Annotated in this window: 22 protein-coding genes; 9 read left to right on the forward strand and 13 right to left on the reverse strand. The window is 72.7% G+C overall.

The window, feature by feature from the left end; all coding sequences use genetic code 11:
- The first annotated feature begins 20 nt into the window (after nucleotides 1-20).
- Nucleotides 21-1,304, forward strand: a complete 1,284-nt coding sequence (locus tag ACIRPU_RS22810) for a thymidine phosphorylase (RefSeq protein WP_355708208.1) — start codon at nucleotides 21-23, stop codon at nucleotides 1,302-1,304.
- Nucleotides 1,305-1,374: 70 nt separating this feature from the next.
- Entirely contained in the window at nucleotides 1,375-1,761 is a 387-nt protein-coding gene (locus ACIRPU_RS22815) for an STAS domain-containing protein (RefSeq protein ID WP_403870063.1), read from the forward strand.
- On the opposite strand, the gene ACIRPU_RS22820 is transcribed toward ACIRPU_RS22815, so the two are convergent.
- The 3 genes from ACIRPU_RS22820 to ACIRPU_RS22830 all read right to left on the reverse strand — a co-directional run bounded on the left by ACIRPU_RS22820 (nucleotide 1,645) and on the right by ACIRPU_RS22830 (nucleotide 5,326).
- The gene (locus ACIRPU_RS22820) at nucleotides 1,645-2,661 is read right to left on the reverse strand and encodes a sigma-70 family RNA polymerase sigma factor (RefSeq protein ID WP_403870066.1); all 1,017 of its coding nucleotides are present in this window, start codon (nucleotides 2,659-2,661) and stop codon (nucleotides 1,645-1,647) included. The genes ACIRPU_RS22815 and ACIRPU_RS22820 overlap by 117 nt on opposite strands.
- A 150-nt stretch (nucleotides 2,662-2,811) precedes the next feature.
- The gene (gene dnaN, locus ACIRPU_RS22825) at nucleotides 2,812-3,927 is read right to left on the reverse strand and encodes a DNA polymerase III subunit beta (protein WP_403870070.1); all 1,116 of its coding nucleotides are present in this window, start codon (nucleotides 3,925-3,927) and stop codon (nucleotides 2,812-2,814) included.
- Nucleotides 3,928-4,039: 112 nt separating this feature from the next.
- Nucleotides 4,040-5,326, reverse strand: coding sequence for an MFS transporter (locus ACIRPU_RS22830; protein WP_403870073.1), 1,287 nt, complete (start codon nucleotides 5,324-5,326; stop codon nucleotides 4,040-4,042).
- Nucleotides 5,327-5,389: 63 nt separating this feature from the next.
- On the opposite strand from ACIRPU_RS22830, the gene ACIRPU_RS22835 reads away from it, so the two are divergent.
- Entirely contained in the window at nucleotides 5,390-6,361 is a 972-nt protein-coding gene (locus ACIRPU_RS22835; protein ID WP_355708161.1) for a LysR substrate-binding domain-containing protein, read from the forward strand.
- Between the two features lie 10 nt (nucleotides 6,362-6,371).
- On the opposite strand, the gene ACIRPU_RS22840 is transcribed toward ACIRPU_RS22835, so the two are convergent.
- Nucleotides 6,372-7,145: a prolyl oligopeptidase family serine peptidase gene (locus ACIRPU_RS22840; protein ID WP_355708163.1), complete on the reverse strand. Its 774-nt coding sequence runs from the start codon at nucleotides 7,143-7,145 to the stop codon at nucleotides 6,372-6,374.
- A gap of 113 nt (nucleotides 7,146-7,258) precedes the next feature.
- Here ACIRPU_RS22840 and ACIRPU_RS22845 point away from each other — a divergent pair, with 113 nt between their 5' ends.
- Nucleotides 7,259-8,455: an adenosine deaminase gene (locus ACIRPU_RS22845; RefSeq protein ID WP_403870077.1), complete on the forward strand. Its 1,197-nt coding sequence runs from the start codon at nucleotides 7,259-7,261 to the stop codon at nucleotides 8,453-8,455.
- 138 nt (nucleotides 8,456-8,593) lie between these two features.
- Nucleotides 8,594-8,947: an ATP-binding protein gene (locus ACIRPU_RS22850; RefSeq protein WP_355708167.1), complete on the forward strand. Its 354-nt coding sequence runs from the start codon at nucleotides 8,594-8,596 to the stop codon at nucleotides 8,945-8,947.
- 86 nt (nucleotides 8,948-9,033) lie between these two features.
- Here the strand turns inward: ACIRPU_RS22850 and ACIRPU_RS22855 are convergent, their stop codons facing one another.
- From ACIRPU_RS22855 to afsQ1, 5 genes are all read right to left on the reverse strand, one after another.
- Nucleotides 9,034-9,237, reverse strand: coding sequence for a PspC domain-containing protein (locus tag ACIRPU_RS22855; RefSeq protein ID WP_355708169.1), 204 nt, complete (start codon nucleotides 9,235-9,237; stop codon nucleotides 9,034-9,036).
- A 93-nt stretch (nucleotides 9,238-9,330) separates the two neighbouring features.
- Complete coding sequence (locus tag ACIRPU_RS22860; RefSeq protein WP_403870082.1) at nucleotides 9,331-9,882, reverse strand: VanZ family protein; 552 nt, start codon at nucleotides 9,880-9,882, stop codon at nucleotides 9,331-9,333.
- 175 nt (nucleotides 9,883-10,057) lie between these two features.
- A complete protein-coding gene (locus ACIRPU_RS22865; RefSeq protein WP_384123757.1) occupies nucleotides 10,058-10,684 on the reverse strand; it encodes a hypothetical protein in 627 nt (208 codons plus the stop codon).
- 5 nt (nucleotides 10,685-10,689) lie between these two features.
- A complete protein-coding gene (locus tag ACIRPU_RS22870) occupies nucleotides 10,690-12,324 on the reverse strand; it encodes an ATP-binding protein (RefSeq protein ID WP_403870085.1) in 1,635 nt (544 codons plus the stop codon).
- On the reverse strand, nucleotides 12,321-12,998 hold the full coding sequence (gene afsQ1 / locus ACIRPU_RS22875; protein ID WP_028807033.1) for a two-component system response regulator AfsQ1: 678 nt from the start codon (nucleotides 12,996-12,998) through the stop codon (nucleotides 12,321-12,323). The genes ACIRPU_RS22870 and afsQ1 overlap by 4 nt, the downstream gene beginning before the upstream one ends.
- Before the next feature lie 639 nt (nucleotides 12,999-13,637).
- On the opposite strand from afsQ1, the gene ACIRPU_RS22880 reads away from it, so the two are divergent.
- Entirely contained in the window at nucleotides 13,638-14,378 is a 741-nt protein-coding gene (locus ACIRPU_RS22880) for a SigE family RNA polymerase sigma factor (RefSeq protein WP_384123738.1), read from the forward strand.
- 237 nt (nucleotides 14,379-14,615) lie between these two features.
- Here ACIRPU_RS22880 and ACIRPU_RS22885 read toward each other — a convergent pair whose 3' ends face one another.
- A complete protein-coding gene (locus tag ACIRPU_RS22885) occupies nucleotides 14,616-15,323 on the reverse strand; it encodes a uridine kinase (protein WP_384123740.1) in 708 nt (235 codons plus the stop codon).
- A 58-nt stretch (nucleotides 15,324-15,381) separates the two neighbouring features.
- Here ACIRPU_RS22885 and ACIRPU_RS22890 point away from each other — a divergent pair, with 58 nt between their 5' ends.
- Entirely contained in the window at nucleotides 15,382-15,789 is a 408-nt protein-coding gene (locus ACIRPU_RS22890; RefSeq protein ID WP_403870089.1) for a hypothetical protein, read from the forward strand.
- A 119-nt stretch (nucleotides 15,790-15,908) separates the two neighbouring features.
- On the opposite strand, the gene ACIRPU_RS22895 is transcribed toward ACIRPU_RS22890, so the two are convergent.
- From ACIRPU_RS22895 to deoC, 3 genes are read right to left on the reverse strand one after another with little or no spacing between them, the layout of a single operon-like run.
- Nucleotides 15,909-16,823 carry an aldehyde dehydrogenase family protein gene (locus tag ACIRPU_RS22895; protein ID WP_403870092.1) on the reverse strand — a complete coding sequence of 305 codons (915 nt, stop codon included), beginning with the start codon at nucleotides 16,821-16,823 and terminating at the stop codon, nucleotides 15,909-15,911.
- Nucleotides 16,813-18,264 (reverse strand): aldehyde dehydrogenase family protein, encoded by a 1,452-nt coding sequence (locus tag ACIRPU_RS22900; protein ID WP_384123745.1) that lies wholly within the window; start codon nucleotides 18,262-18,264, stop codon nucleotides 16,813-16,815. Before ACIRPU_RS22900 ends, ACIRPU_RS22895 begins: the two co-directional genes overlap by 11 nt.
- 5 nt (nucleotides 18,265-18,269) lie before the next feature.
- Nucleotides 18,270-19,232: a deoxyribose-phosphate aldolase gene (gene deoC / locus ACIRPU_RS22905; protein ID WP_403870143.1), complete on the reverse strand. Its 963-nt coding sequence runs from the start codon at nucleotides 19,230-19,232 to the stop codon at nucleotides 18,270-18,272.
- A 123-nt stretch (nucleotides 19,233-19,355) separates the two neighbouring features.
- Between deoC and ACIRPU_RS22910 the strand changes: the two genes are divergently transcribed.
- Complete coding sequence (locus tag ACIRPU_RS22910; protein ID WP_403870094.1) at nucleotides 19,356-20,081, forward strand: PH domain-containing protein; 726 nt, start codon at nucleotides 19,356-19,358, stop codon at nucleotides 20,079-20,081.
- A gap of 253 nt (nucleotides 20,082-20,334) precedes the next feature.
- Nucleotides 20,335-22,029 (forward strand): hypothetical protein, encoded by a 1,695-nt coding sequence (locus ACIRPU_RS22915; RefSeq protein WP_403870097.1) that lies wholly within the window; start codon nucleotides 20,335-20,337, stop codon nucleotides 22,027-22,029.
- Nucleotides 22,030-22,071 lie beyond the last annotated feature (42 nt).

Genomic DNA, 22,071 nt, shown 5'->3' on the forward strand with positions numbered 1-22,071 from the left:
GAAGGAAAGCCATGACGCAGTTGTCGATGGATGCGGTCTCCGTCATCCGCACCAAGCGGGACCGCGGCGAGCTCAGCGACGAGCAGATCGACTGGGTCATCGACGCGTACACCGGCGGCGAGGTCGCCGACTACCAGATGGCCGCCCTCAACATGGCCATCCTGCTCAACGGCATGAACCGCCGCGAGATCGCCCGCTGGACGGCCGCGATGATCGCTTCCGGTGAGCGCATGGACTTCTCGGCGCTGTCCCGCCCGACGGCCGACAAGCACTCCACGGGCGGCGTCGGAGACAAGATCACGCTCCCGCTGGCCCCGCTGGTGGCGGCCTGCGGTGCGGCGGTACCCCAGCTCTCCGGCCGGGGTCTCGGCCACACCGGCGGCACCCTGGACAAGCTGGAGTCGATCCCCGGCTGGCGCGCGCTGCTGTCGAACGAGGAGATGCTGCACGTCCTGGACACGACCGGCGCGGTGATCTGCGCGGCGGGCGACGGCCTGGCCCCGGCCGACAAGAAGCTGTACGCGCTGCGGGACGTCACGGGCACGGTGGAGGCGATCCCGCTGATCGCCTCGTCGATCATGTCGAAGAAGATCGCGGAGGGCACCGGCTCGCTGGTCCTCGACGTGAAGGTCGGCACCGGGGCCTTCATGAAGACCATCGAGGACGCCCGTGAGCTGGCCTCCACGATGGTCGGCCTGGGCACCGACCACGGCGTGAAGACGGTCGCGCTGCTGACCGACATGTCCACCCCTCTCGGCCTCACGGCCGGCAACGCCCTCGAGGTCCGCGAGTCGGTCGAGGTGCTGGCCGGCGGCGGCCCGGCGGACGTGGTGGAACTGACGATCGCCCTCGCCCGCGAGATGCTCGACGCGGCCGGCGTGAAGGACGCGGACCCGGCGAAGGCGCTGGCCGACGGCTCGGCGATGGACGTCTGGCGCCGCATGATCGCGGCCCAGGGCGGCGACCCGGACGCCCCGCTTCCCACGGCGAAGGAACAGCACGTGGTGAAGGCGGGCGCCTCGGGCGTCCTGACCCGCCTCGACGCCTACGACATCGGCATCGCCGCCTGGCGCCTCGGCGCGGGCCGGGCCCGCAAGGAGGACCCGGTGCAGGCGGGCGCGGGCGTCGAACTCCACGCCAAGCCCGGGGACACGGTCACGGAGGGCCAGCCCCTGCTGACCCTGCACACGGACACCCCGGAGCGCTTCGAGTACGCGCTCCAGGCGGCGTTGGGCTCGTACGACATCGGCGCGGCCGGAACCGGGTTCACCGCGTCCCCCGTGGTGCTGGAACGCATCGCCTGAACGCATCGCCTGAACGCGTCGCCTGAACGCGTCGCCGCGACGATCGCCCGACCGTGGTTCTCCCGCTCCGATGAGTTGGGCGCCCCGCGCCGGTCTACCGATCGTGGAAGCGACGACACCGCCCGTGCTCACCCTGACCGGCCCCGTCACCCGCCCGCGGGTGGCAGGGCTCGTCGACGACGTACGGGCGCTGCTGGCGGCCACCGGCACCCCGGTGGTCGTCTGTGACGTCGCCGGGATCGGACCGCCGGGGCTCGTCGCCGTCGACCTGCTGGCGCGGCTCCAGCTGGCCGCCCGGCGGGCCGGGGGACACATACGACTGCGCGCCCCCGACCCGGCCCTACGCGCCCTGCTCGACCTCGTCGGTCTCCGCTTCGAGGTGGAGGGGGAGGCCGAAGAGGGGGAACCAGCGCTGGGTGTCGAGGTAGAAGTGGAACCCGGTGAGGCGGCCGTCTGAGATCTCCAGGACCTGGATCGCCCACGGCGTGAACCCGCCCTCGTCGGGGTCCGGCTTGTACTGGGCGAAGCCCGGAAGACCGTTGACCTGCACCGGCAGCAGGCGCGAGCCCTCGCACGCGGAGCCGAGCGTGGTCATGAAGCCGGTGATGTCGTCGTGCCCTGTCAGCCACAGGTCGAACGGCGGCATCGTCATGATGGCGTCCTCGTGCAGGAGGGCCGTCAGCGCCGCCATGTCATAGCCCTCGAAGGCCGCCACATAGCGGTCGAGCAGTTTCTGCTGCTCCTCGTCCAACGGGTCGGACACCGCCGCGTCCGCGCCGGAGGCCTCCCGCTCGGACAGGGTCGCCCGCGCCCGCTGGAGCGCGCTGTTGACCGAGGCGACCGAGGTGTCGAGCAGCTCGGCGACCTCGCTCGCCTTCCACGCCAGCACCTCGCGCAGGATCAGCACCGCCCGCTGCTTCGGCGGGAGCTGCTGCAAGGCGGCCATGAACGCGAGGCGCACCGACTCCTTGGCGACCGCCGCCTCGGCCGGGTCCTCCACCGTCGGCAGCACACGGGCGTCCGGCATCGGCTCCAGCCAGGTGTTGTCGGGGCGGGGCGAGAGGGCCGCCCGGGCGAGCGGGGTGGACTCGGAGAGGTCCATCGGCCGGGCCCGCTTGTTGCCGGCCGTCAGCATGTCCAGACAGACGTTCGTCGCGATCCGGTACAGCCACGAACGCAGACTGGAGCGGCCCTCGAACTTCTCGTAGCTCCGCCAGGCGCGCACCAGGGTGTCCTGCACCGCGTCCTCGGCCTCGAAGGAGGAACCGAGCATGCGGTAGCAGTAGCCGGTCAGTTCCGTCCGGTGCTTCTCCAGTGCGACGTCGATGTCGGTCGTCGTCGCCGTGCTGTTGCCCATCGTCCACCCACCCCTGTGGCCCATCTGTCACGCGCCTTTGCGCCCAGCACTTCGGAAGCTACCGCAGCCCACTGACAATGGCCCGCCGAGTCGGCGAAGGCGCAGGTAGAAGGCGTGTGGACGGCACGTGGAAGGGCGCCGAAGGCGCTCTCAGACCAGCTGCTTCACGGACATCAGCAGGTGCCGGTGGGTCTCGGGGGCGTCCGCGGCGCCGAGCAGCGCCCGCTGTCCCGTCCCCAGCAGCTCGACCCGCAGGGTCGGCGCCTCGAAGGAGGCCAGCGCGTCCAGCAGATACGCCGGGTTGAAGGCCACGGTCACCTCCTCGGCGCCGGTCAGCGCGGCGGGCAGCCGCTGGGTGGCCACGTCGTCGCCGTACCCGGCGCGCAACAGGACGGACCCGGCCGAGAAGTCCAGCCGTACCGGACTGCTCGCCTCCGCCACCACCGCGACGCGCCGCACGGCCTCCGTCAGTGCCGCGCTCTCCACCTCGGCGACCGCGGCCCCCGCCATGTCGAACAGCTTCCCGGGGGCCGGCAGCCGTCCGTCCAGCCGCCGTACCACCGTCCGCGTCCGTCCGCCCTCGAACCCGATCGGGCCGCTCCCCGAGGCCCCGTCGAGTCCGACCCGGACCTCCCCGCACCGGGCCAGCGACCGGGTCACGTCCAGCAGCCGACGGGCCGGCACGAGCGCCTCCGCCACCTCTTCGCCGGCCGCCTGCGGCCGCCACCCCAGCCGCCGTACCGCGTACCGGTAGCGGTCCGACGCGGACAGCGTCATCTCATCGCCTTCCAGGCGCAGTTGGACGCCCGTCAGCACCGGGAGCGTGTCGTCGCGGCCCGCGGCCACCGCGACCTGGGCGACGGCGGCGGCGAACGCGGCCGCGTCCACGGTGCCGTAGACCCGCGGCGGTGCGGGCGGGGTGGGGTACTCCTCGCGCGGCAGGGTCGACAGGCCGAAACCGGTGCCGCCCGCCTCGACCGTGAACCGGGTGCCGTCCAGGGCGCAGCTCACCGGCCCGTCCGGCAGCACCTTGCAGATGTCGAGGAGCCGGCGGCCGAGCACCAGCACCGTGCCCGCCCCCCGGACCTCGGCGTCGGTCTCGATCCGCGCCGCCGTCTCGAAGTCGAAGCCCGACACGGTCAGCCGGCCCGTCGCCGCGTCCAGCAGCAGCCCGCCCAGCACGGGCACCGGCGTACGGGCGGGCAGCGCGCGAGCCGCCCAGGCCACCGCCTCGACGAGGTCACCGCGGTCGATCCGGAACTCCATCAAAAACCCCCTGCTCGCACCGGTCGTCGCGCGGAGGCTATGCGCCACCACTGACAACCGGCCCCGAGCAGGGGGAGGACCGCGGGAAGGTCGCGGGAAGGCCGCGGGACGATCAGTGCGCGGCGACCAGGGTCTCCCGGCGGGCCGCCCGCGTCCCGAACACCGTGATCGTCACGACGCCGAGCACCGCCAGGACGCCCACGCCGACCGTGCCGGCCCAGCCGCCCGAGTGGAAGGCCAGCGCGCCGACCGTGGAGCCGGTGCTGGAGCCGATGTAGTACGCGGACTGGTAGAGGGCGGAGGCCTGCGCGCGGCCGGTCGTCGCCGTCTTGCTGACCGCCGAGGAGGCCACCGCGTGCCCCGCGAAGAAGCCCGCCGTGATCAGGACCAGGCCGAGCAGGACCAGGGCCAGCGAGTCCGCCAGCGACAGCAGCAGTCCGGTCGCCGTGGTGCCGCCCGCCAGGTACAGCGCACCGCGCCGGCCCAGGCGGCCGACCAGCCGGCCCGCCGTCGACGCCGACACCGTGCCCACCAGGTACACCAGGAAGATCGAGCCGACGATGCCCTGGGGGAGGGAGAACGGCGCCTCCGTCAGCCGGTAGCCGATCACCGTGTACACGCCGCCGAAGACGGTCATGAACAGCGCGCCGATCGCGTACAGACGGCACAGCAGCGGGTTGGCGAGGTGCTCACGGACCGTGCCGATCAGGACGTGCGGCGCCAGTGAACCCGCCTTGAAGTGCCGGGGCGCCGGCAGCAGCAGGCGGAAGGCGATCGCGCAGGCCACCGCGAGGGCGCCGATCACGCCGACGGCCACCCGCCAGCCCCACTCCTGTGCGACCCAGCCGGTGATGACCCGGCCGCTCATCCCGCCGACGCTGTTGCCCGCCACGAAGAGACCGATCGCCGTGACGAGCGCCTTCGGCCGGACCTCCTCGGCCAGATACGCGGTCGCCGACGCCGGCAGACCGGCCAGCGCCGCGCCCTGCACCGCCCGCAGCAGGACCAGCGTGCCCAGGGAGGGCGCGAACGGCACCAGCATGCCCACGCCGACCGCGACGCCCAGCGAGGCCGTCATGACCGTACGGCGGCCGTAGCGCTCCGACAGGGCGCTCATCGGCAGCACGAACAACGCCAGTCCGCCGGTCGCCGCCGCCACCGTCCAGCTCGCCTGACTCGCCGCCACCCCGAAGTCACCGGAGATCAGCGGCAGGAGCGCCTGCGTGGAGTACAGCAGGGCGAAGGTGGCCACACCGGCGAGGAAGAGCGCGAAGCTCATCCGGCGGTAGCCGGGGCCGCCGGGGGCCAGACGGGAGTCGGCGGACGGGGGAGTGGAGGAGACGGAAGCGGAGGACGCGGCGCCCACGAGCGTGGACGCCCCGGTACTGGCGGGAGACATGCCTCGAAGTTACGTACGCCCCTGCTCATCCGTCCAATGCATGGAATCGTCATAATCGTTCCCATGGTGCATCAACAGAGGTCAGAGGCTCGCCTGTCACCGTCCAGTGACACAGAAGACATGGCGGACGCGGCGGAGATGTCGAGGGTGCTGGCCCCCCGGCTCGCGTACTTCGCCGGGGTCGCCCGTACCGAGCACGTCACGCGCGCCGCGCAGGAGATGCAGGTCCCGCAGTCGACGCTGTCCCGGGCCATGGTCCGCCTCGAACAGGACCTGGGCGTCGACCTGTTCGCCCGGCACGGCCGCACGGTCTCCCTCACCCCCGCCGGGCGCACCTTCCTCGCCTCCGTCGAGCGCGCCCTCGGCGAGATCGAGCGGGCCGCCGACGAGGTCCGGGCGGACGCCGACGCGGCCACCGGCAAGGTCGCCTTCGGCTTCCTGCACACCATGGGCGCCGAGACCGTCCCCGGGCTGATCCACGCCTTCCGCGCCGATCACCCGCGCGTCCGCTTCAGCCTGGTCCAGAACTACGGCGAGGCGATGCTGGAGCGGCTGCGGGCGGGGGAGCTGGACCTCTGTCTGACCTCACCGGTCCCGGACGCCCCCGACCTGGTGGCCCGCCGCCTCGACGAGCAGAAGCTGCGCCTGGTCGTCCCCGCCGACCACCGTCTCGCCGCCCGCAGGCGGGTCCGCCTCGCCGAGGCCGCCGACGAGACGTTCGTGACCCTGGAACCGGGCTACGGACTGCGCCGCATCACCGACGACCTCTGCAAGGAGGCCGGTTTCCGGCCCCGGATCGCCTTCGAGGGCGAGGAGGCGGAGACCCTGCGCGGACTGGTGGCGGCGGGGCTGGGCGTGGCGCTGCTGCCGCCGCCCGCCGTGGCCCGCCCGGGGGTGGTGGAGCTGACGGTCACGGCCCCGAGAGCCGCCCGCGAGATCGGCGTGGCCTGGCTGGACGGCCACCCGGACACCCCGCCCGTGGCGGCCTTCAAGAAGTTCCTGCTGTCCAGGAGGGGCAACCTGCTGCCGAACTGAGGGCCGCGCCTCAGGGGCGGCCCGGGCGCCGTAACGAGGCGCCGAACCCCACGGCCAACGGCATTCGCAGCCCCAGCGGCGGCGGGGCGGCCAGCGCGTCCTCCACCGGCCGGGAGAGCGCCCGGCCGAACAGCGCGCCCATGACGAAGTCCTCGGCCAGCGCCAGGACTTCACCGCGGTACTGGTGCAGTCCGTGGCCGTCGGAGTGCACCTCGAACCGGCACACGTCCCGGTTCGCCTTCTTCGCCCGTGCCGCGAGCCGGAACGACAGCTCGGGGTCGCAGCGCTCGTCGTTCGTGCCGTGCACGATCAGCACCCGCCGCCCCGCCAGCTGCTTCACCGGTTCGGGCGGAGCGGCCATGTCCTCCTCCGGCAGCCAGGGAGCGATCGCCAGCACGGAGTTGACGGCCTCGTGGCCGCCCGCCCGCAGCGCGGCCCGTGCGCCCATGTCGACGCCGGTCAGGCACACGGGGACGTCCCCGTAACGCCGTACGGCCTCGTCGGCGGCCCAGGCCGCGTCGGCGGCGAGATGCGCCTCGCTGCCGTTCCAGCCGCGGTAGCGGTAGTGCACGGCGTGGATGGCCAGGCCCTCCTCGCGTCCCGCCCGGGCCAGCCTGCGCCCCAGCCCCCGTACGGAGGCGGCCGCCCACACTGCGGACGGTCTCCGGCTGGACACCTCCTCGCCGCCCGGGAGCAGCAGCACCACCCCGCTCACCGCTGTCGGCGCGGGGCCGAGCGCCTTCCCCAGCCGGACCGTCCGAACCGGCGTCACATCCTGTGCCATGACAGAACAGTGTCAGAAGCGCCGTTGTACTCCACCTGTCCGGGCGGTCACCGTTACGTATCGGCGGAGTTGTACAACGCGCCATCTACGCGCGTAGGAGTTAGAGTGCGGAAATGACGAGCCAGAGCACCCAGGCGGGCATCACCCCGAGCTCGGACCAGATCCGGCGGGCACCCAAGGTTCTGCTGCACGACCATCTCGACGGCGGGCTGCGTCCCGGCACGATCGTCGACCTCGCCCGGGACGCCGTCCCCCACAGCCCTGACGGCGTGGGAGGTGCCCCCATCGTCCAACTCCCGGAGACCGACCCCGACAAGCTCGGCATCTGGTTCCGGGAGGCCGCCGACTCCGGCTCGCTGGAACGGTATCTGGAGACCTTCTCGCACACCGTCGGCGTGATGCAGACCCGCGACGCGCTCGTCCGGGTCGCCCGCGAGTGCGCCGAGGACCTCGCCGAGGACGGTGTCGTCTACGCCGAGGTGCGCTACGCGCCCGAGCAGCACCTCGAAGGCGGACTGAGCCTCGAAGAGGTCGTCGAGGCCGTCAACGAAGGCTTCCGGGAGGGCGAACGGACGGCCCGGCGCAACGGGCACCGCATCCGCGTCGGCGCCCTGCTCACCGCCATGCGGCACGCGGCCCGCGCCCTGGAGATCGCCGAACTCGCCAACCGCTACCGGGACCTCGGGGTCGTGGGCTTCGACATCGCGGGCGCCGAGGCGGGCTTCCCGCCCACCCGGCACCTCGACGCCTTCGAGTACCTGAAGCGCGAGAACAACCACTTCACCATCCACGCCGGCGAGGCCTTCGGGCTGCCGTCGATCTGGCAGGCCCTCCAGTGGTGCGGCGCCGACCGGCTCGGTCACGGGGTGCGCATCATCGACGACATCGAGATCGCCGCCGACGGCAGTGTCAAGCTCGGCCGGCTCGCCTCCTACGTCCGCGACAAGCGCATCCCGCTGGAGCTGTGCCCCAGCTCCAACCTCCAGACCGGAGCGGCCGCCTCCTACGCCGAGCACCCCATCGGCCTGCTGCGCCGGCTCCACTTCCGGGCCACCGTCAACACGGACAACCGCCTGATGTCCGGCACCAGCATGAGCCGGGAATTCGAGCACCTTGTCGACGCGTTCGGCTATACGCTCGACGATCTCCAGTGGTTCTCTGTCAATGCTATGAAGTCAGCATTCATTCCTTTCGATGAACGGCTCGCCATGATCAGTGACGTGATCAAGCCCGGCTATTCCGAGCTGAAGTCCGAATGGCTGTTCCAGCAGACCGCCTCCACCAGGGGTTCTACGGTCACGGAAGGCTGAGTAGCGGTTTTTCGGGGCGCGGAGTGCGTGCGGGCGTTCACCATCCGTCCGCATTTCGATGTTTGCCGCCGACCCCTCTCCGTGTTTACGGTCGAGAACCGCTCAGTTCCCCGTATCCCATTCGAGGACGCATTCATCATGAAGCAGTCTGCTGCCAAGACCCTCGGTGTCGCCGCTCTCGGTGCCGCCTTCGCCGCCGTCGGTGCGGGTGCCGCGCACGCCGCCCCCGCCGTCCCGGACGCCACGCAGGCCCTGGACGGCGTCACCAGGACGCTGCCCGCGGAGAACCTGACCTCGGCGCTGCCCGCGGCCGGTGAGGTGCTGACGCAGGCCCAGCCGGCGCTCGGCGCGGGCCTGTCCGCCGCCCAGCCGGTCGCCGAGAAGCTGCTCGCCGAGGGGCCGACCGCGCCCGTCGCCGGTCTGCTCGGTGGTCTGCCGCTCAAGGGCCTGCCGACGCACGGCCTGCCGGTGAACGGCATCCCGCTGGGCTGAACGGCACCGTCCGCCACGCACGACACGCCGTCGGGGCGCACCCGGAGACACCGGGCGCGACCCGACGGCGTTGCCGTGGACGGCCGTCACCAGGCCGTGCGCGCCGCCTTGTCCTCCGAGGGCAGCAGCACCCACAGCGCTATGTAGAGCAGGAACTGCGGGCCGGGCAGCAGACAGGAGAGGACGAAGATCACGCGCATCGTGGTCGCGGAGGTGCCGAAGCGCCGGGCCAGCGCGGCGCACACTCCGCCGATCATGCGGCCGTGGGTGGGGCGAGCGAGGCTGGACATCTGCGGCTCCTTCGCGAGCGTCTGCCGGAGCGGCCCCTACGGCCGCTCCATCTGTCTTCCACGCTACGGTGACGAAGGGGACGAAGCGTCGCTCTATGGTGCGACCCCGACCCTGGAAATCCTCGGGGTCAGACCCTGAGCGGCCTCCTCCTGACGGACCGTGGCACGCCCCCGGCGCTCGTCCCTGCGGCGCAGCCAGGCACGCACCGCCGGCACCACCGCGACGTGCGCCAGCGCCACGCCCAGGGTGTTCAGCAGCATCGAGTCGACGTCCACGACCTGACCGGGCACCCCGGTCTGCAACAGCTCGATGCCCAGCGACAGCAGGGCGCCCGCCGTGACCGTACGGATCAGGGAGGCGAGCGGCGAGACCCGGAGCCTGCCGTGCACCAGCGGCAGCAGAAAGCCCAGCGGGGCCAGCAGCCCCAGCCCCTCACCGATCCGCCGGGCCGCCTCGGGCCAGCCCAGTCTCAGGTCGGCCCGGATCCCGTCGAACGGATGGAGGTTGGCCGGCACCACCCAGGGGACGTTCAGCGGGCGCAGCGCGACCCAGGCGACGAACACGAGGTGGGCGGCCAGGAGAATGATCCCGGTCGCGCGGATGCGGATCGCGGCGCTGCCGCCGATGGAGCCTTGACGCTGCACGCCCCCCAAGACGCGCCCCCCGGCACGATCGGTTCCGGGCCGTTCCCCGACACCGGCACGAGTCAGCGGCCCCGCCCGGCCGCCACCGCCCCGCGACAGACGGTGACCTGCGACGACCGCGGCCACCGGGCACGGCATGAGGCGTCCGCCACACCGGCCGGACCCCGGGCCCGGCTCAGCCGCCGTCGGTGATCGCCGAGGACGGGGGCTCCGCACTGCCGGGGCGGGAGCGGACCTCGTCGGTGCACTCGTAGCGGCGCAGCGGGTCGGAGCCGGGGCCGCCCAGGACCACCGAGCCGTTGCCCTCGGCCGCCGCCGAGTCGGAGAACGTACAGACGAGCTGGGCGAGGGCGTAGGAGGTCATGTCCCCGGGCTGGGCGCTCAGCCGCAGCGCGTCGTCGGGGTCCCTCGGACCGGGCCCGCCGACGGTCATGCCGCCGCGCACGTCCGTCGTGTACCCGGCCTCCTTCTCGCCCGCCGACGGCGACTCGGCGAGCTGGTCGAGCAGGCCCTGCGCCACCAGCACCCGCCGTGCGACGTCCGCCGTGCCGTCCGGCACCCGCACGGACCGGTCGACGGCCACCAGCGACGAACCGCACAGCAGGAACACCTGCACCGGCACGCCCGCGCGGGCGGACTGCGAGGTCACGTCCGGCTCGGTGAGCGAGCAGCGCGCCCGGGAGGGCGCGGGCCCGAAGTCGGTCGGCACCTCGGTCGACCGGATCCCGCAGCCGGCGAGCAGACCGGCAAGGCCGGCCAGCACGGGCAGGGCGAGCAGCCGTCGTACCGACGCACGGCGCATGGTCACTACGCGTCCCCCTTGTCCTGCACGGACTTCCCGGACTTCCCGGACTGCACGGGCATGGACGGGACGGACCGTGCCGACCGCCCGGCCTGCTCGTCCTCCTCGCCGACCTGGTCCGCCGCCTCCAGGACGCCCCGGGGCAGCCGCAGCGTGAACACCGCGCCGCCCTCCGGGGAGTTGGCGGCGGTGATCTCGCCACCGTGGATGTGGGCGTTCTCCAGGGCGATGGACAGGCCGAGCCCGCTGCCCTCGGAGCGCGGCCGGGAGGCGCTCGCCTTGTAGAACCGGTCGAAGACGTGCGGCAGCACGTCCTCGGGGATGCCGGGCCCGTGGTCGCGCACGGAGATGACGACCGCGTCGTCCGCCGCCGACACCGACACCCGCACCGGCGAACCGCCGTGCTTGAGCGCGTTGCCGATCAGGTTGGCGAGGATCACGTCCAGACGGCGCGGGTCGAGCAGGGCGTGGATGCCGCGCTCGGCGTCCAGGTCGACCGCGTCCAGCCAGGCCCGCGCGTCGATGCAGTGGGTGATCTGGTCGGCCACGTCGACGTCGTCCAGCACCAGCCGCGCCGTACCCGCGTCGAAGCGGGTGACCTCCATCAGGTTCTCGACGAGGTTGTTCAGCCGCCGCGTCTCGCTGACCACCAGCCGCACCGCGGGCTCGATCATCGGGTCGATGCTGCCCGACTCGGCGTCCAGCTCCTCCTCCAGCACCTCCGCGACGGTGGTGATGGCGGTCAGCGGCGTCCGCAGCTCGTGCGACATGTCGGCGACGAACCGCCGCGAGGCGTCGTCCCGCGCGGCCATGTCGGCGACCCGCTTCTCCAGGGACTCGGCCGCCCGGTTGAACGTCCGTGACAGATCGGCGAGTTCGTCCGTCCCGGACACCCGCAGCCGGGTGTCGAACCGGCCCTCGCCGAGCCGCCGCGCCGCGACGCCCAGCCGGTGCACCGGCTTCAGCACGGTCGTCCCGGCGGCCTGCGCGAGCAGCGCGGCCCCGATCAGCGCGAGGCCGGTGGCGATCCCCAGCGACCAGGCCAGCGAGTTGAGGTCCTTGGCCTCCGGCTCCAGCGACTTGCGCATGTACCCGGTCGGCCCGCCCCCGATCACCTTCGTCCCGGCCACCAGATAGGGCGTGCCGTGGTCGACGACCCGCTGCCAGTACAGATGGAACGGCACCTTGTTGCCGCCCGTGACGTCCTGCCGCTTGTTCACCGCCGTACGCAGCGACCCGGGCACGTCCTCCAGCGAGAACCCGTTCAGCCCGCCCGAGTTGCCGTAGACGGTCATGCCGCTCGAGTCCTCGCCCACCAGCAGCACGCTGAAGCGCTGGCTGCTGTTGGCCATCTGCCCGGCGGTGTGCTGGAGCTCGTCCTGCGAGGGATTCTCGGGCAGCGAACCCGCCCGGTTCTGCATCTCCTGCTCGAAGTCCCGCAGCACCGCACCCTGGGTGCGGGTCAGCACGGCTTCACGGTTCAGCCAGTACGCGATGCCGGACGCGGACACGGCCGCGGTCAGCGCCACCGCCCCGAAGACGACGACGAGCCGCAGCCGCAGGCTGGTGAAACGCAGCCGCGAAAGTCTTCCCTTACGCGCCGCGGACCAGCCGCGGAGCCCCCCTGCCGGCTGTGTCACTGAGGGGCGTCCAGGCGATAGCCGACGCCGCGCACGGTACGGATCAGGACCGGGGACGACGGCACGTCCTCCACCTTGGCCCGCAGCCGCTGGACACAGGCGTCCACCAGCCGCGAGTCGCCCAGGTAGTCGTGCTCCCACACCAGCCGCAGCAGCTGCTGCCGGGACAGCGCCTGCCCCGGCCGCCGGCTCAGTTCGAGCAGCAGCCGCAGTTCGGTCGGCGTGAGCTGGAGGTCCTCGCCGTTCTTCGTCACCGTCATCGCCGCGCGGTCGATGACGAGACTGCCGAACGTCGCCGAGTCGCTCGACTCACGCTCTCCGCGGCGCAGCACGGCCCGGATCCGGGCGTCCAGCACCCGGCCCTGCACGGGTTTGACGACGTAGTCGTCGGCGCCGGACTCCAGCCCGACGACCACGTCGATGTCGTCGCTGCGCGCGGTCAGCAAGATGATCGGCAGTTGGTCGGTGCGCCGGATGCGCCGGCACACCTCGAAACCGTCGATGCCGGGCAGCATCACGTCCAGCACGATGAGATCCGGCCGCTGCTCGCGCAGCAGCTTCAGACCGTCCTCACCGCTGGCAGCGGTGGCCACCCGGTGTCCCTGGCGCGTCAGTGAGAGCTCCAGGGCCGTACGGATGGCGTCGTCGTCCTCGATCAGCAACAGGGAAGGCACGGGCTCATTCTGGCCCATGAGGGGGCTGTCGTTCGACCTGTGGGTCGGTGGTGAGACGCCAGAGGGAGGTGGTTCCGGCGGCGCGGGCCGCGTGCAGGGGGTCGGGCACGTCCTGCGAACGCCTGTGCCCAGACCGTACGCCGGTGCGGTCCGCAACCCGCAGACCTGCGGTTTCGACGGGCCGGAGCAGCTCCTCGCGGGTGCGCGGACCGAGGTGCGTGGCCGGATCGGACAGGATCGGCCGGCCTCCCCGCCGGGCCTCAGGTGCTCCCCGAGACCCGCCACGAACCCGCACAGTGGCCTGCCGTCCTCGTCGTGGCCCCCCGGTCCGAGCCTCCGGGCGTCGTCCCGGGCCACCGGTGGGCGCCGATCACGCCCGGCGCCATGCCGGGAAATCCCCCCGGCAGCGTCCCGCGGTGACCTGCGCCGACCGGGCCAACTGCCGTACTGCGGACGACTGTGCACGGCCTGTGGTGTTGGCGTGACAGGCCCCTGTGACAGGTCTGTGACAGTCGGCGGACACGGCGATGAAGTGGCGGCGGCAATCTTTTGGTCACGGGCAAGGCGACGCGGAACGACGGCGGAGCCGGACCGGAGCGAGAGACCGAACACCGGTAAGTCCACGACGGGGGGCGCGAGATGAACACGCTGCACGGTATGAGCACCAACGCAGTCGCAGTCGTCACGCGTCTGCACGACGTGCACCGGGGTTCCGAGAAGTCCGGTGCCGTGAGCGGGCGGGGGTGCGCTCGCGGCGCCGGGCGTCACACCACCTTCATGACGGTGGTCGACACGGGGGAACAGGCGGCTCACGGGGGAGCCGCGTACAGGGAGGACACGGGGGAGCGTCGTTCGCTGACCGAGGCGGAGTTCACCGCCTACGTCCAGGAGCGCCGCGCCTCCCTGTACGCAACCGCCTACCACCTCACCGGCGACCGCTTCGAGGCCGAGGACCTGCTGCAGAGCGCGCTGTTCTCGACGTACCGGGCGTGGGACCGGATCAGTGACAAGGCCGCGGTCGGCGGATACCTCCGCCGGACGATGACCAACCTGCACATCAGCGCGTGGCGCCGCCGCAAGCTGAACGAGTACCCGACCGAGGAGCTGCCGGAGACGGCCGGCGACACGGACGCGATGCGCGGCACCGAACTGCGCGCCGTCCTGTGGCAGGCGCTGGCGCGGCTGCCCGAACTCCAGCGGACGATGCTGGTCCTGCGCTACTACGAGGGCCGCACCGACCCGGAGATCGCGGAGATCCTCGACATCAGTGTCGGCACGGTGAAGTCCAGCATCTGGCGGTCGCTCCGCCGGCTGCGCGAGGACGAGGTCCTCAGCTTCGGCCGTGACGAGGAGAGCGCCTTCGGGGAGCTTGTCGCCTGAGGGTGAACGGGGGAAGGGCCCGGCTCCGCTCAGGGGAGCCGGTGAACGGGGGAAACACGGGGGAAGCGGTACCCGGGGGGCCCGACGGGGGACGTGGGGAGCGGTACCGCGCAAGTACGGGGGAAGCACCACCCCGGGGGGACACGGGGGAGCACCGAGGAAGCGGGGCTGGAGGGCCGGGGGGTCCATCCAGTCCCGCTTCTGCGTGCCGCTGCCGCCGGCGGCGCTGTGAGCGGCCTAGGCGGCCGTACGCGCCGTCGGGGCGCGGCGGCCCGCCGCCGCTGCCGCCAGGCGGCCCAGCGCCTCGTCGCGGTCGCAGGCGTGCGCCCCGAGCGCGGTCTGGCGGGCGACGATGGAGCGTTCGGCGCGCATCAGGCGCCAGCCGCGGCGCAGCAGGAAGGGCACCGACTTGCGGCCCTCCTTCAGATCGCGCAGGAAACGCCGGCGGAACGTCTTCACCGGGCCGCGGCTCAGGCACAGCGCGTCGGCCAGGACGCCCAGTTCGCGGCACCGGTTCACGATCTCGGCGGCGAAGATGCCCTCCGCGATGAACAGCGGGGTTCGTCCGATCTCGATCGCTTCCGCGCCGGTGCGCGCGCTGAGCGAGAGGTCGTAGACGGGAACGTTCGTACGGCTCGTGGCGCACAGTTCCACGATCGAGGCGACGGCCGTGTCCGCGTCCCACGATCCGGGGTGGTCCCAGTCGATGTCGGCGCTCCCGGCGACCAGCGGCAGCGTCGGGTCGTCGCCCTCTTTGTAGAAGTCGTCGAGCCGCAGCACCGGAAGGCCGGAGCGGGCGGCGAGCAGGGACTTGCCGGAGCCGGAAGGGCCGCAGAGCAGCACGACTCGCGTCGGTATGGGCGGAGGGGAGGTCACGGGACACCAGTGTGCGGCATCCCCCCGGCCGTCAACGACCCCGCGGGTCGGCTTTGATGCGCGCGTCACACCTCAACTACCCTTCGTGTCGACCCGATCACCTTGCGCATCAGAAGGCGGCATCGCGATGGCCCGACACGCTTCTCCCCAGACCTCCACCGGCCGGCGCGCCCTCGCCGCCCTCGCGACCGCCGGGGTGGCGCTGGGCGCCGGCGCCGGGACCGCCGCCGCGGCCACCGGCGAGCCGGTCGCCGACGTGGTGCGGACGAGGCCCACCTCGGTCGGTCACCTCGACCCCCAGGCGGGCGTGCAGGGGGCGCTCGGCTCCCTGACGTACGTCACCGGCGCCGTCTCCGGCCTCAAGCCCAACCCGCTCGCGGGCACCGGCGTCGACCCCCTCGACAACGGCGTCGGCACCCAGCTCGCCGACTTCAAGCCGCTGACCTCCCAGATGCTCACCGGGCCGGTGGCGCAGGCGCAGTCCATCGGCTCGATCCCGGTGCTGGGCGAGGTGACGAAGGTGCTGGGCGGCTGAACGCGCCCCGCACGGCACACGGCACACGACACGGCACACGGCACAAGGACGGAAGCCGCGCCGCCCCCGGACGGAGGGGTGGCGCGGCTTCCGCGTCTTGTGGGACCGGTGAACTGCCCTCAGTACGACGAGCCCGAGGCGCCCAGTGAACCCGTGGGGTGCCAGACCGTCTTCGTCTCCAGGAAGGCCGTCATGCGGTCGATGCCCGGCGTCGCCGACCAGTCGTCCACAGGCTGTGGACGAAGAACGCGCTTCAGGTTGTCGGCCGCCGCGATCTCCAGCTCCTTCGCCAGCACGTCGTCGGCGCCCGCGAGGTCGATCGCGTTGACGTCCTGGTGGGCGGCGAGGGGCGCCGCGATCTCCGCCGTACGGCCGGAGAGGACGTTGACGACCCCGCCGGGCAGGTCGGAGGTGGCCAGCACCTCGCCGAGCGACAGCGCCGGCAGCGGGGAGCGCTCGCTCGCGATCACGATCGCCGTGTTGCCGGTGGCGATCACCGGGGCGAGGACCGAGACCAGGCCCAGGAAGGACGACTCCTGCGGGGCCAGGACCGCGACCACACCCGTCGGTTCGGGCGAGGAGAGGTTGAAGTACGGGCCCGCGACCGGGTTTCCGCCGCCCACGACCTGGGCGATCTTGTCCGTCCAGCCCGCGTACCAGACCCAGCGGTCGATCGTCGCCTCGACCTGGTCGGCGGCCCTGGACTTCGACAGGCCCTCGGCGTCGGCGACCTCGTGGACGAACTGGCTCTTGCGGCCCTCCAGCATCTCCGCGACGCGGTAGAGGATCTGGCCCCGGTTGTACGCCGTCGCCCCGGACCAGCCGCCGAACGCCTTGCGGGCGGCGACGACCGCGTCCCGGGCGTCCTTGCGGGAGGACTGCGGTGCGTTGGCCAGCCACTTGCCCTTTGCGTCGGTCACCTCGTACACCCGGCCGCTCTCGGAACGCGGGAACTTCCCGCCGACGTACAGCTTGTAGGTCTTGAAGACGCCGAGTCGCTGCTGCTGCTCGGTCTTGTCGGTCTTATCGGACATCGAGGTACGCCTCCAGGCCGTGGCGGCCGCCCTCGCGGCCGAAGCCCGACTCCTTGTAGCCGCCGAACGGCGACGTCGGGTCGAACTTGTTGAACGTGTTGGACCAGATCACGCCCGCGCGGAGCTTGCTCGCGACCGCGAGGATGCGGGAGCCCTTCTCCGTCCAGATGCCGGCCGACAGGCCGTACGGCGTGTTGTTGGCCTTGGCGACGGCCTCCTCCGGCGTGCGGAAGCTGAGGACCGACAGGACCGGGCCGAAGATCTCGTCGCGGGCGACGGTGTGCGCCTGGGTGACGTTCGTGAAGAGCGTGGGGGCGAACCAGTAGCCGGACGTGGGCAGTTCACAGGCCGGGGACCAGCGTTCGGCGCCCTCCGCCTCACCCTGCTCGACGAGCGAGGTGATGCGCGAGAGCTGCTCGGCGGAGTTGATCGCGCCGATGTCGGTGTTCTTGTCGAGCGGGTCGCCGAGCCGGAGGGTGGCGAGGCGGCGCTTCAGCGAATCCAGCAGCTCGTCCTGGATCGACTCCTGGACGAGGAGCCGGCTGCCCGCGCAGCAGACCTGGCCCTGGTTGAAGAAGATGCCGCTGACGATGCCCTCGACGGCCTGGTCGATCGGCGCGTCGTCGAAGACGATGTTGGCGCCCTTGCCGCCCAGTTCGAGCGTGACCTTCTTGTGCGAGCCAGCGACCTGCCGGGCGATGGCCTTGCCGACGGCGGTGGAGCCGGTGAAGGCGACCTTGTTCACGTCCGGGTGCGCGACCAGCGCGGCGCCCGCGTCGCCGTAGCCGGGGAGGATGTTGACGACGCCCCTGGGCAGGCCCGCCTGGCGGCAGACGTCCGCGAAGAACAGGGCGGAGAGGGGGGTCGTCTCGGCGGGCTTCAGGACGACCGTGTTGCCGGTCGCGAGCGCCGGGGCGATCTTCCACGCCAGCATCAGGAGGGGGAAGTTCCAGGGGATGACCTGGCCGGCCACGCCGAGGGGCCGCGGCGAGGCGCCGAAGCCGGCGTGGTCGAGCTTGTCCGCCCAGCCCGCGTAGTAGAAGAAGTGCGCGGCGACCAGGGGCAGGTCGGCGTCGCGCGTCTCCCTGATCGGCTTGCCGTTGTCCAGCGTCTCCAGGACGGCCAGTTCGCGGCTGCGCTCCTGGATGATCCGGGCGATGCGGAACAGGTACTTGGCGCGCTCGGAGCCCGGCAGCGCGGACCACTTCCCGAAGGCCTTGCGGGCGGCCCGCACGGCACGGTCGACGTCCGCCTCGCCCGCCTGGGCGATCTCGGAGAGGACCTCCTCGGTGGACGGCGAGACGGTCTTGAAGACCTTGCCCTCGGCCGCCTCGGTGAACTCACCGTCGATGAACAGGCCGTAGGAGGGGGCGATGTCGACGACCGAGCGGGACTCGGGGGCCGGAGCGTACTCGAATGCGGATGCAGTCGTGGATGCCATGGTGATCAGTCCACCGTCACGTAGTCGGGGCCGGAGTAGCGGCCGGTGGCCAGCTTCTGACGCTGCATCAGCAGGTCGTTCAGTAGCGAGGAGGCGCCGAAGCGGAACCAGTGGTTGTCCAGCCAGTCCTCGCCCGCGGTCTCGTTGACCAGGACGAGGAACTTGATCGCGTCCTTGGTGGTGCGGATGCCGCCGGCGGGCTTCACGCCGACCTGGACGCCGGTCTGGGCGCGGAAGTCACGCACGGCCTCCAGCATCAGGAGGGTGTTCGCGGGGGTGGCGTTCACGGCGACCTTGCCGGTCGAGGTCTTGATGAAGTCGGCGCCCGCGAGCATGCCGAGCCAGCTCGCCCGGCGGATGTTGTCGTACGTCGACAGCTCGCCCGTCTCGAAGATGACCTTCAGCCGGGCGGACGTCCCGCACACCTCGCGCACGGCGGTGATCTCGTCGTACACCTTCAGGTACTTGCCCGCGAGGAACGCTCCGCGGTCGATGACCATGTCGATCTCGTCGGCGCCCGCGGCGACGGCGTCGCGGACGTCCGCGAGCTTCACCTCGAGGGCGGCGCGACCGGCCGGGAAGGCGGTGGCGACCGAGGCGACCTTCACGCCGGAGCCGGCGACGGCCTCCTTGGCGGTGGCGACCATGTCCGGATACACGCAGACCGCGGCCGCGGCCGGGGTCGTACGGTCGGTCGGGTCGGGGCGGACCGCCTTCGCGCCGAGCGCCCGGACCTTGCCCGGGGTGTCCGCGCCTTCCAGCGTCGTCAGGTCGACCATCGAGATGGCGAGGTCGATGGCGTACGCCTTCGCGGTCGTCTTGATGGAACGGGTGCCGAGCGCGGCGGCGCGCGCCTCCAGGCCGACCGTGTCGACGCCGGGCAGCCCGTGGAGGAAGCGGCGCAGCGAGCCGTCGGACGCCGTGACGTCCGTGAGTGCGTCGGCTGCGGTAGGTGTATTGGTGGGCATGGTCACCAGACGAGCATATCTACGCGCGTAGCGGCTGTACACCCCGGCGGTCGCATCCATGCTCGTCGAGAACGGCGGGGCTGCGGATGAGCGGGCCGGTGGGCGTCGGGCAGAATCGGGGCCATGACGACCCCGGAAGACCAGCCACCCGCGCCGCAGCCTTCGGCACCCGAGACCAAGGACCGCGTCTACCGGTCACCCGCGGGCATGGCCGGTGGCGTGCTGCTGCTGGGCCTGGTGGGCTGGCTCGGCCTCGACGCGATCTTCGTGGGCGAGGGACGCACGCCGTGGCTGGCGCTCGCGGCGCTGATCCTGATGGTGCCGTTGATCGTCGCCTTCACCCTGCGGCCCGCCGTGTTCGCGGGCCAGGACCGGCTCCGGGTCCGCAATCCGTTCCGGGTGATCGTGCTGCCGTGGGGGCAGGTGGCCGCCCTGCGGTCCGGCTACTCCAACGAGATCGTCACCGCGTCGGGGAAGAAGTACCAGCTGTGGTCCATCCCGGTCTCGTTGCGGGCGCGGAAAAAGGCGACCCGGCGGGAGTCCAAGGCGGCGGCGGAGCGGGCCGGGGGCGGCCGGGGCGGCCGGACCGGCGGTCAGGACGCGGGCCTCGGCGGGCTCGGCGGGCTCACCGGCCTGCGCGGCGGGGTGCCGCGCAACGTCGGCCCGGCACTGGACGGGCCCGTGCGCGCCGAGACCGACCGGGTCATGGACGAGCTGCGGGAGCTGTGGGGGGCGCGCGAGAAGGCGGAGACCGCGCAGGGCGAGGTGACCGAGCGCTGGGCCTGGGAGATCCTGGGCCCGGCGGTGGCGGGGGCCGTGGTGCTGGGGATTCTGCTGGCCGTGGGGTGAGGTCGGCGGTGCGTGACGCGGCGGGATGTGAGCCGGCGGGGCGTCGGTTCGGGGGGCCGGGGCGGGCGCGGTAGCGAGGCGGGGCGGGCGCAGTCGCGGGGCGGGGCGGGCGCGGTAGCGGGGCGGGGCGGGGCGGATCGTGATCCGCGCGTTGCCGTGGATCACAGCGTCCTTCGTCATCATCGGCATATGCCCCGGTCGTGACGGCCGCTGTGCGGGGCGGGAGATCTGGTGGCCGGTAGGTCGGGGAGCGATGAGTACGGATTCTGTCGAGGTTCTGCGGCTGCCCGGGGAGGCGATACCCGAGGGGTGCCGGTCCTGGGAGGGCGAGCAGGCGGGGCGCTGGACGCGTGGGCTGCCGCCCCGCTGGGTGCCCGTGCGGGCGCGGACGTCCGCGTTCGTGGCGCTGCCGCTGGCGGCCGTGGCCGGTGCGGGGCTGCTGCACCGGGCGGGCGGACTGCCCGCCTGGGCTGCCGCGCTGGTCGCCCTGCACGTCGTGTGGCTGGTGCTGCGGCCCGAGGCGGCCCTGGTCCTCGTGCCGTTCGCCGTTGCCGCCGTATCGACGCTCGGGGACTTCGCCTCGCCCGTCCGGCTGGGGCTGACGGCCGCGCTCGTGGGCGTCTGGGTGGCCGTGGGCCTGCGGCTGGCCGCGCTGAAGCGGCAACGGGCGGCGGGGCTGGAGGCCGCCGGTGGAGTGACCGCCGAGGCGCCCTGGGCCCCCTGGGTCCTGGGCGGGCGGTCGGAGCGGGGCACGTTCCTGCTGTGGTCCGGGCTCGTCACGGTCGTCGCCGGAGGCGCCCTGTACGCCACCGCGGGCCTCTGGGACCTGGCCGAGGACCGGCAGGTGGTCCCGGCGGCCGGCTGGTGCCTCGCCGGGCTCGGCCTCACCATGCTGCTCTCGGCGGCGCTGGCCCGCCGTCGGGCCGTCGGCCTGCGCCGGGCGCCCGCGCCGGTGCTGCGCGTGCTCGTGCGGGAGAACGGCGACGTCGAGACCGAGGTCTTCGCCGCCGACGACCTCGCCGCGCTGCGACCCCTGTTCACGGTCTTCACCATGGAGCTCGACGGGGGCGCGGACGACGACGAGGACGATGAGGACGAGGACGAGACCGAGGACGACGCTGACGACGAGAGTCTTCGGGAGCTGATCGCGCGGATCGACGACGAGCGCGCCGGGCCGCTGCGCGAGGCCGTTCTGTACGGGACCCCTTACGACGGCGCCGAGGTCGTGTTCCTCGCCGCCGCCGACAAGGCCGGTGAGCCGCCCGTGGTGGAGGCGTCCGTGGGGCCCGTGCGGCCGGTGACGGCCCTCGCGTACCGGTGGCGGGCCAGGACCGAGCGGGGGAAGGCCCATAGGGAGGCCCGGCTGGAGGAGCTGCGCGGGGCCGCCGCCGCGGTCGTCGTCGCCGAGCGGACCGGCCGGAAGGCCGCCGCGGGGGTACGGAAGTGGCGTGCCGGGTGGGCCGACTGGTTCGCCGTCGGACTGGTGCTGCTGTTCCTCCCGCTCTCCTGGGAGGACTCCGGGTGGTGGAGGTACGGCTACGGCCTGGTCGCCACGCTGCTCGCCGCCCTGCTGCTGCCGCGCCGCATCGCGTGGCGGATCACCGCCGACCACGAGGGCCTGTGGTTCAACGGTCTGAGCGGCACCCGGCACCTCGCCTGGGACCACATCCGGGCCGCGGAGTGCGAGGGGGCCCGGCTGCGGATCCTCGGCCCCCGGGCCTCGTTCGAGGAGTGGCGGGTGGCCTCGCCGCGCTGGCCGTGGCTGGAGAGCAGGCTCGGCGTGCTTCACCCGTACCAGCGGACGGCCGCCGAGATCACCGCGATGTGGCGGGACCCGGCGACCCGCCCGGACGCCCCGGCCGACGAGCGCCAACGAGGGCGTGCGCTGTGGCCGCTCGGGATCGTTCTAGGGGTCGTGGGCGCGGCGGCGGTGCTGTTCCTGCCGTGACGGCCTCCGCCGGGCGGGTCCCGCCGTGGGTCCCGTCCGGCG

Origin of the sequence: Streptomyces sp. NPDC102259, from assembly GCF_044766465.1 — a bacterium.
Classification (GTDB): Bacteria; Actinomycetota; Actinomycetes; order Streptomycetales; family Streptomycetaceae; genus Streptomyces.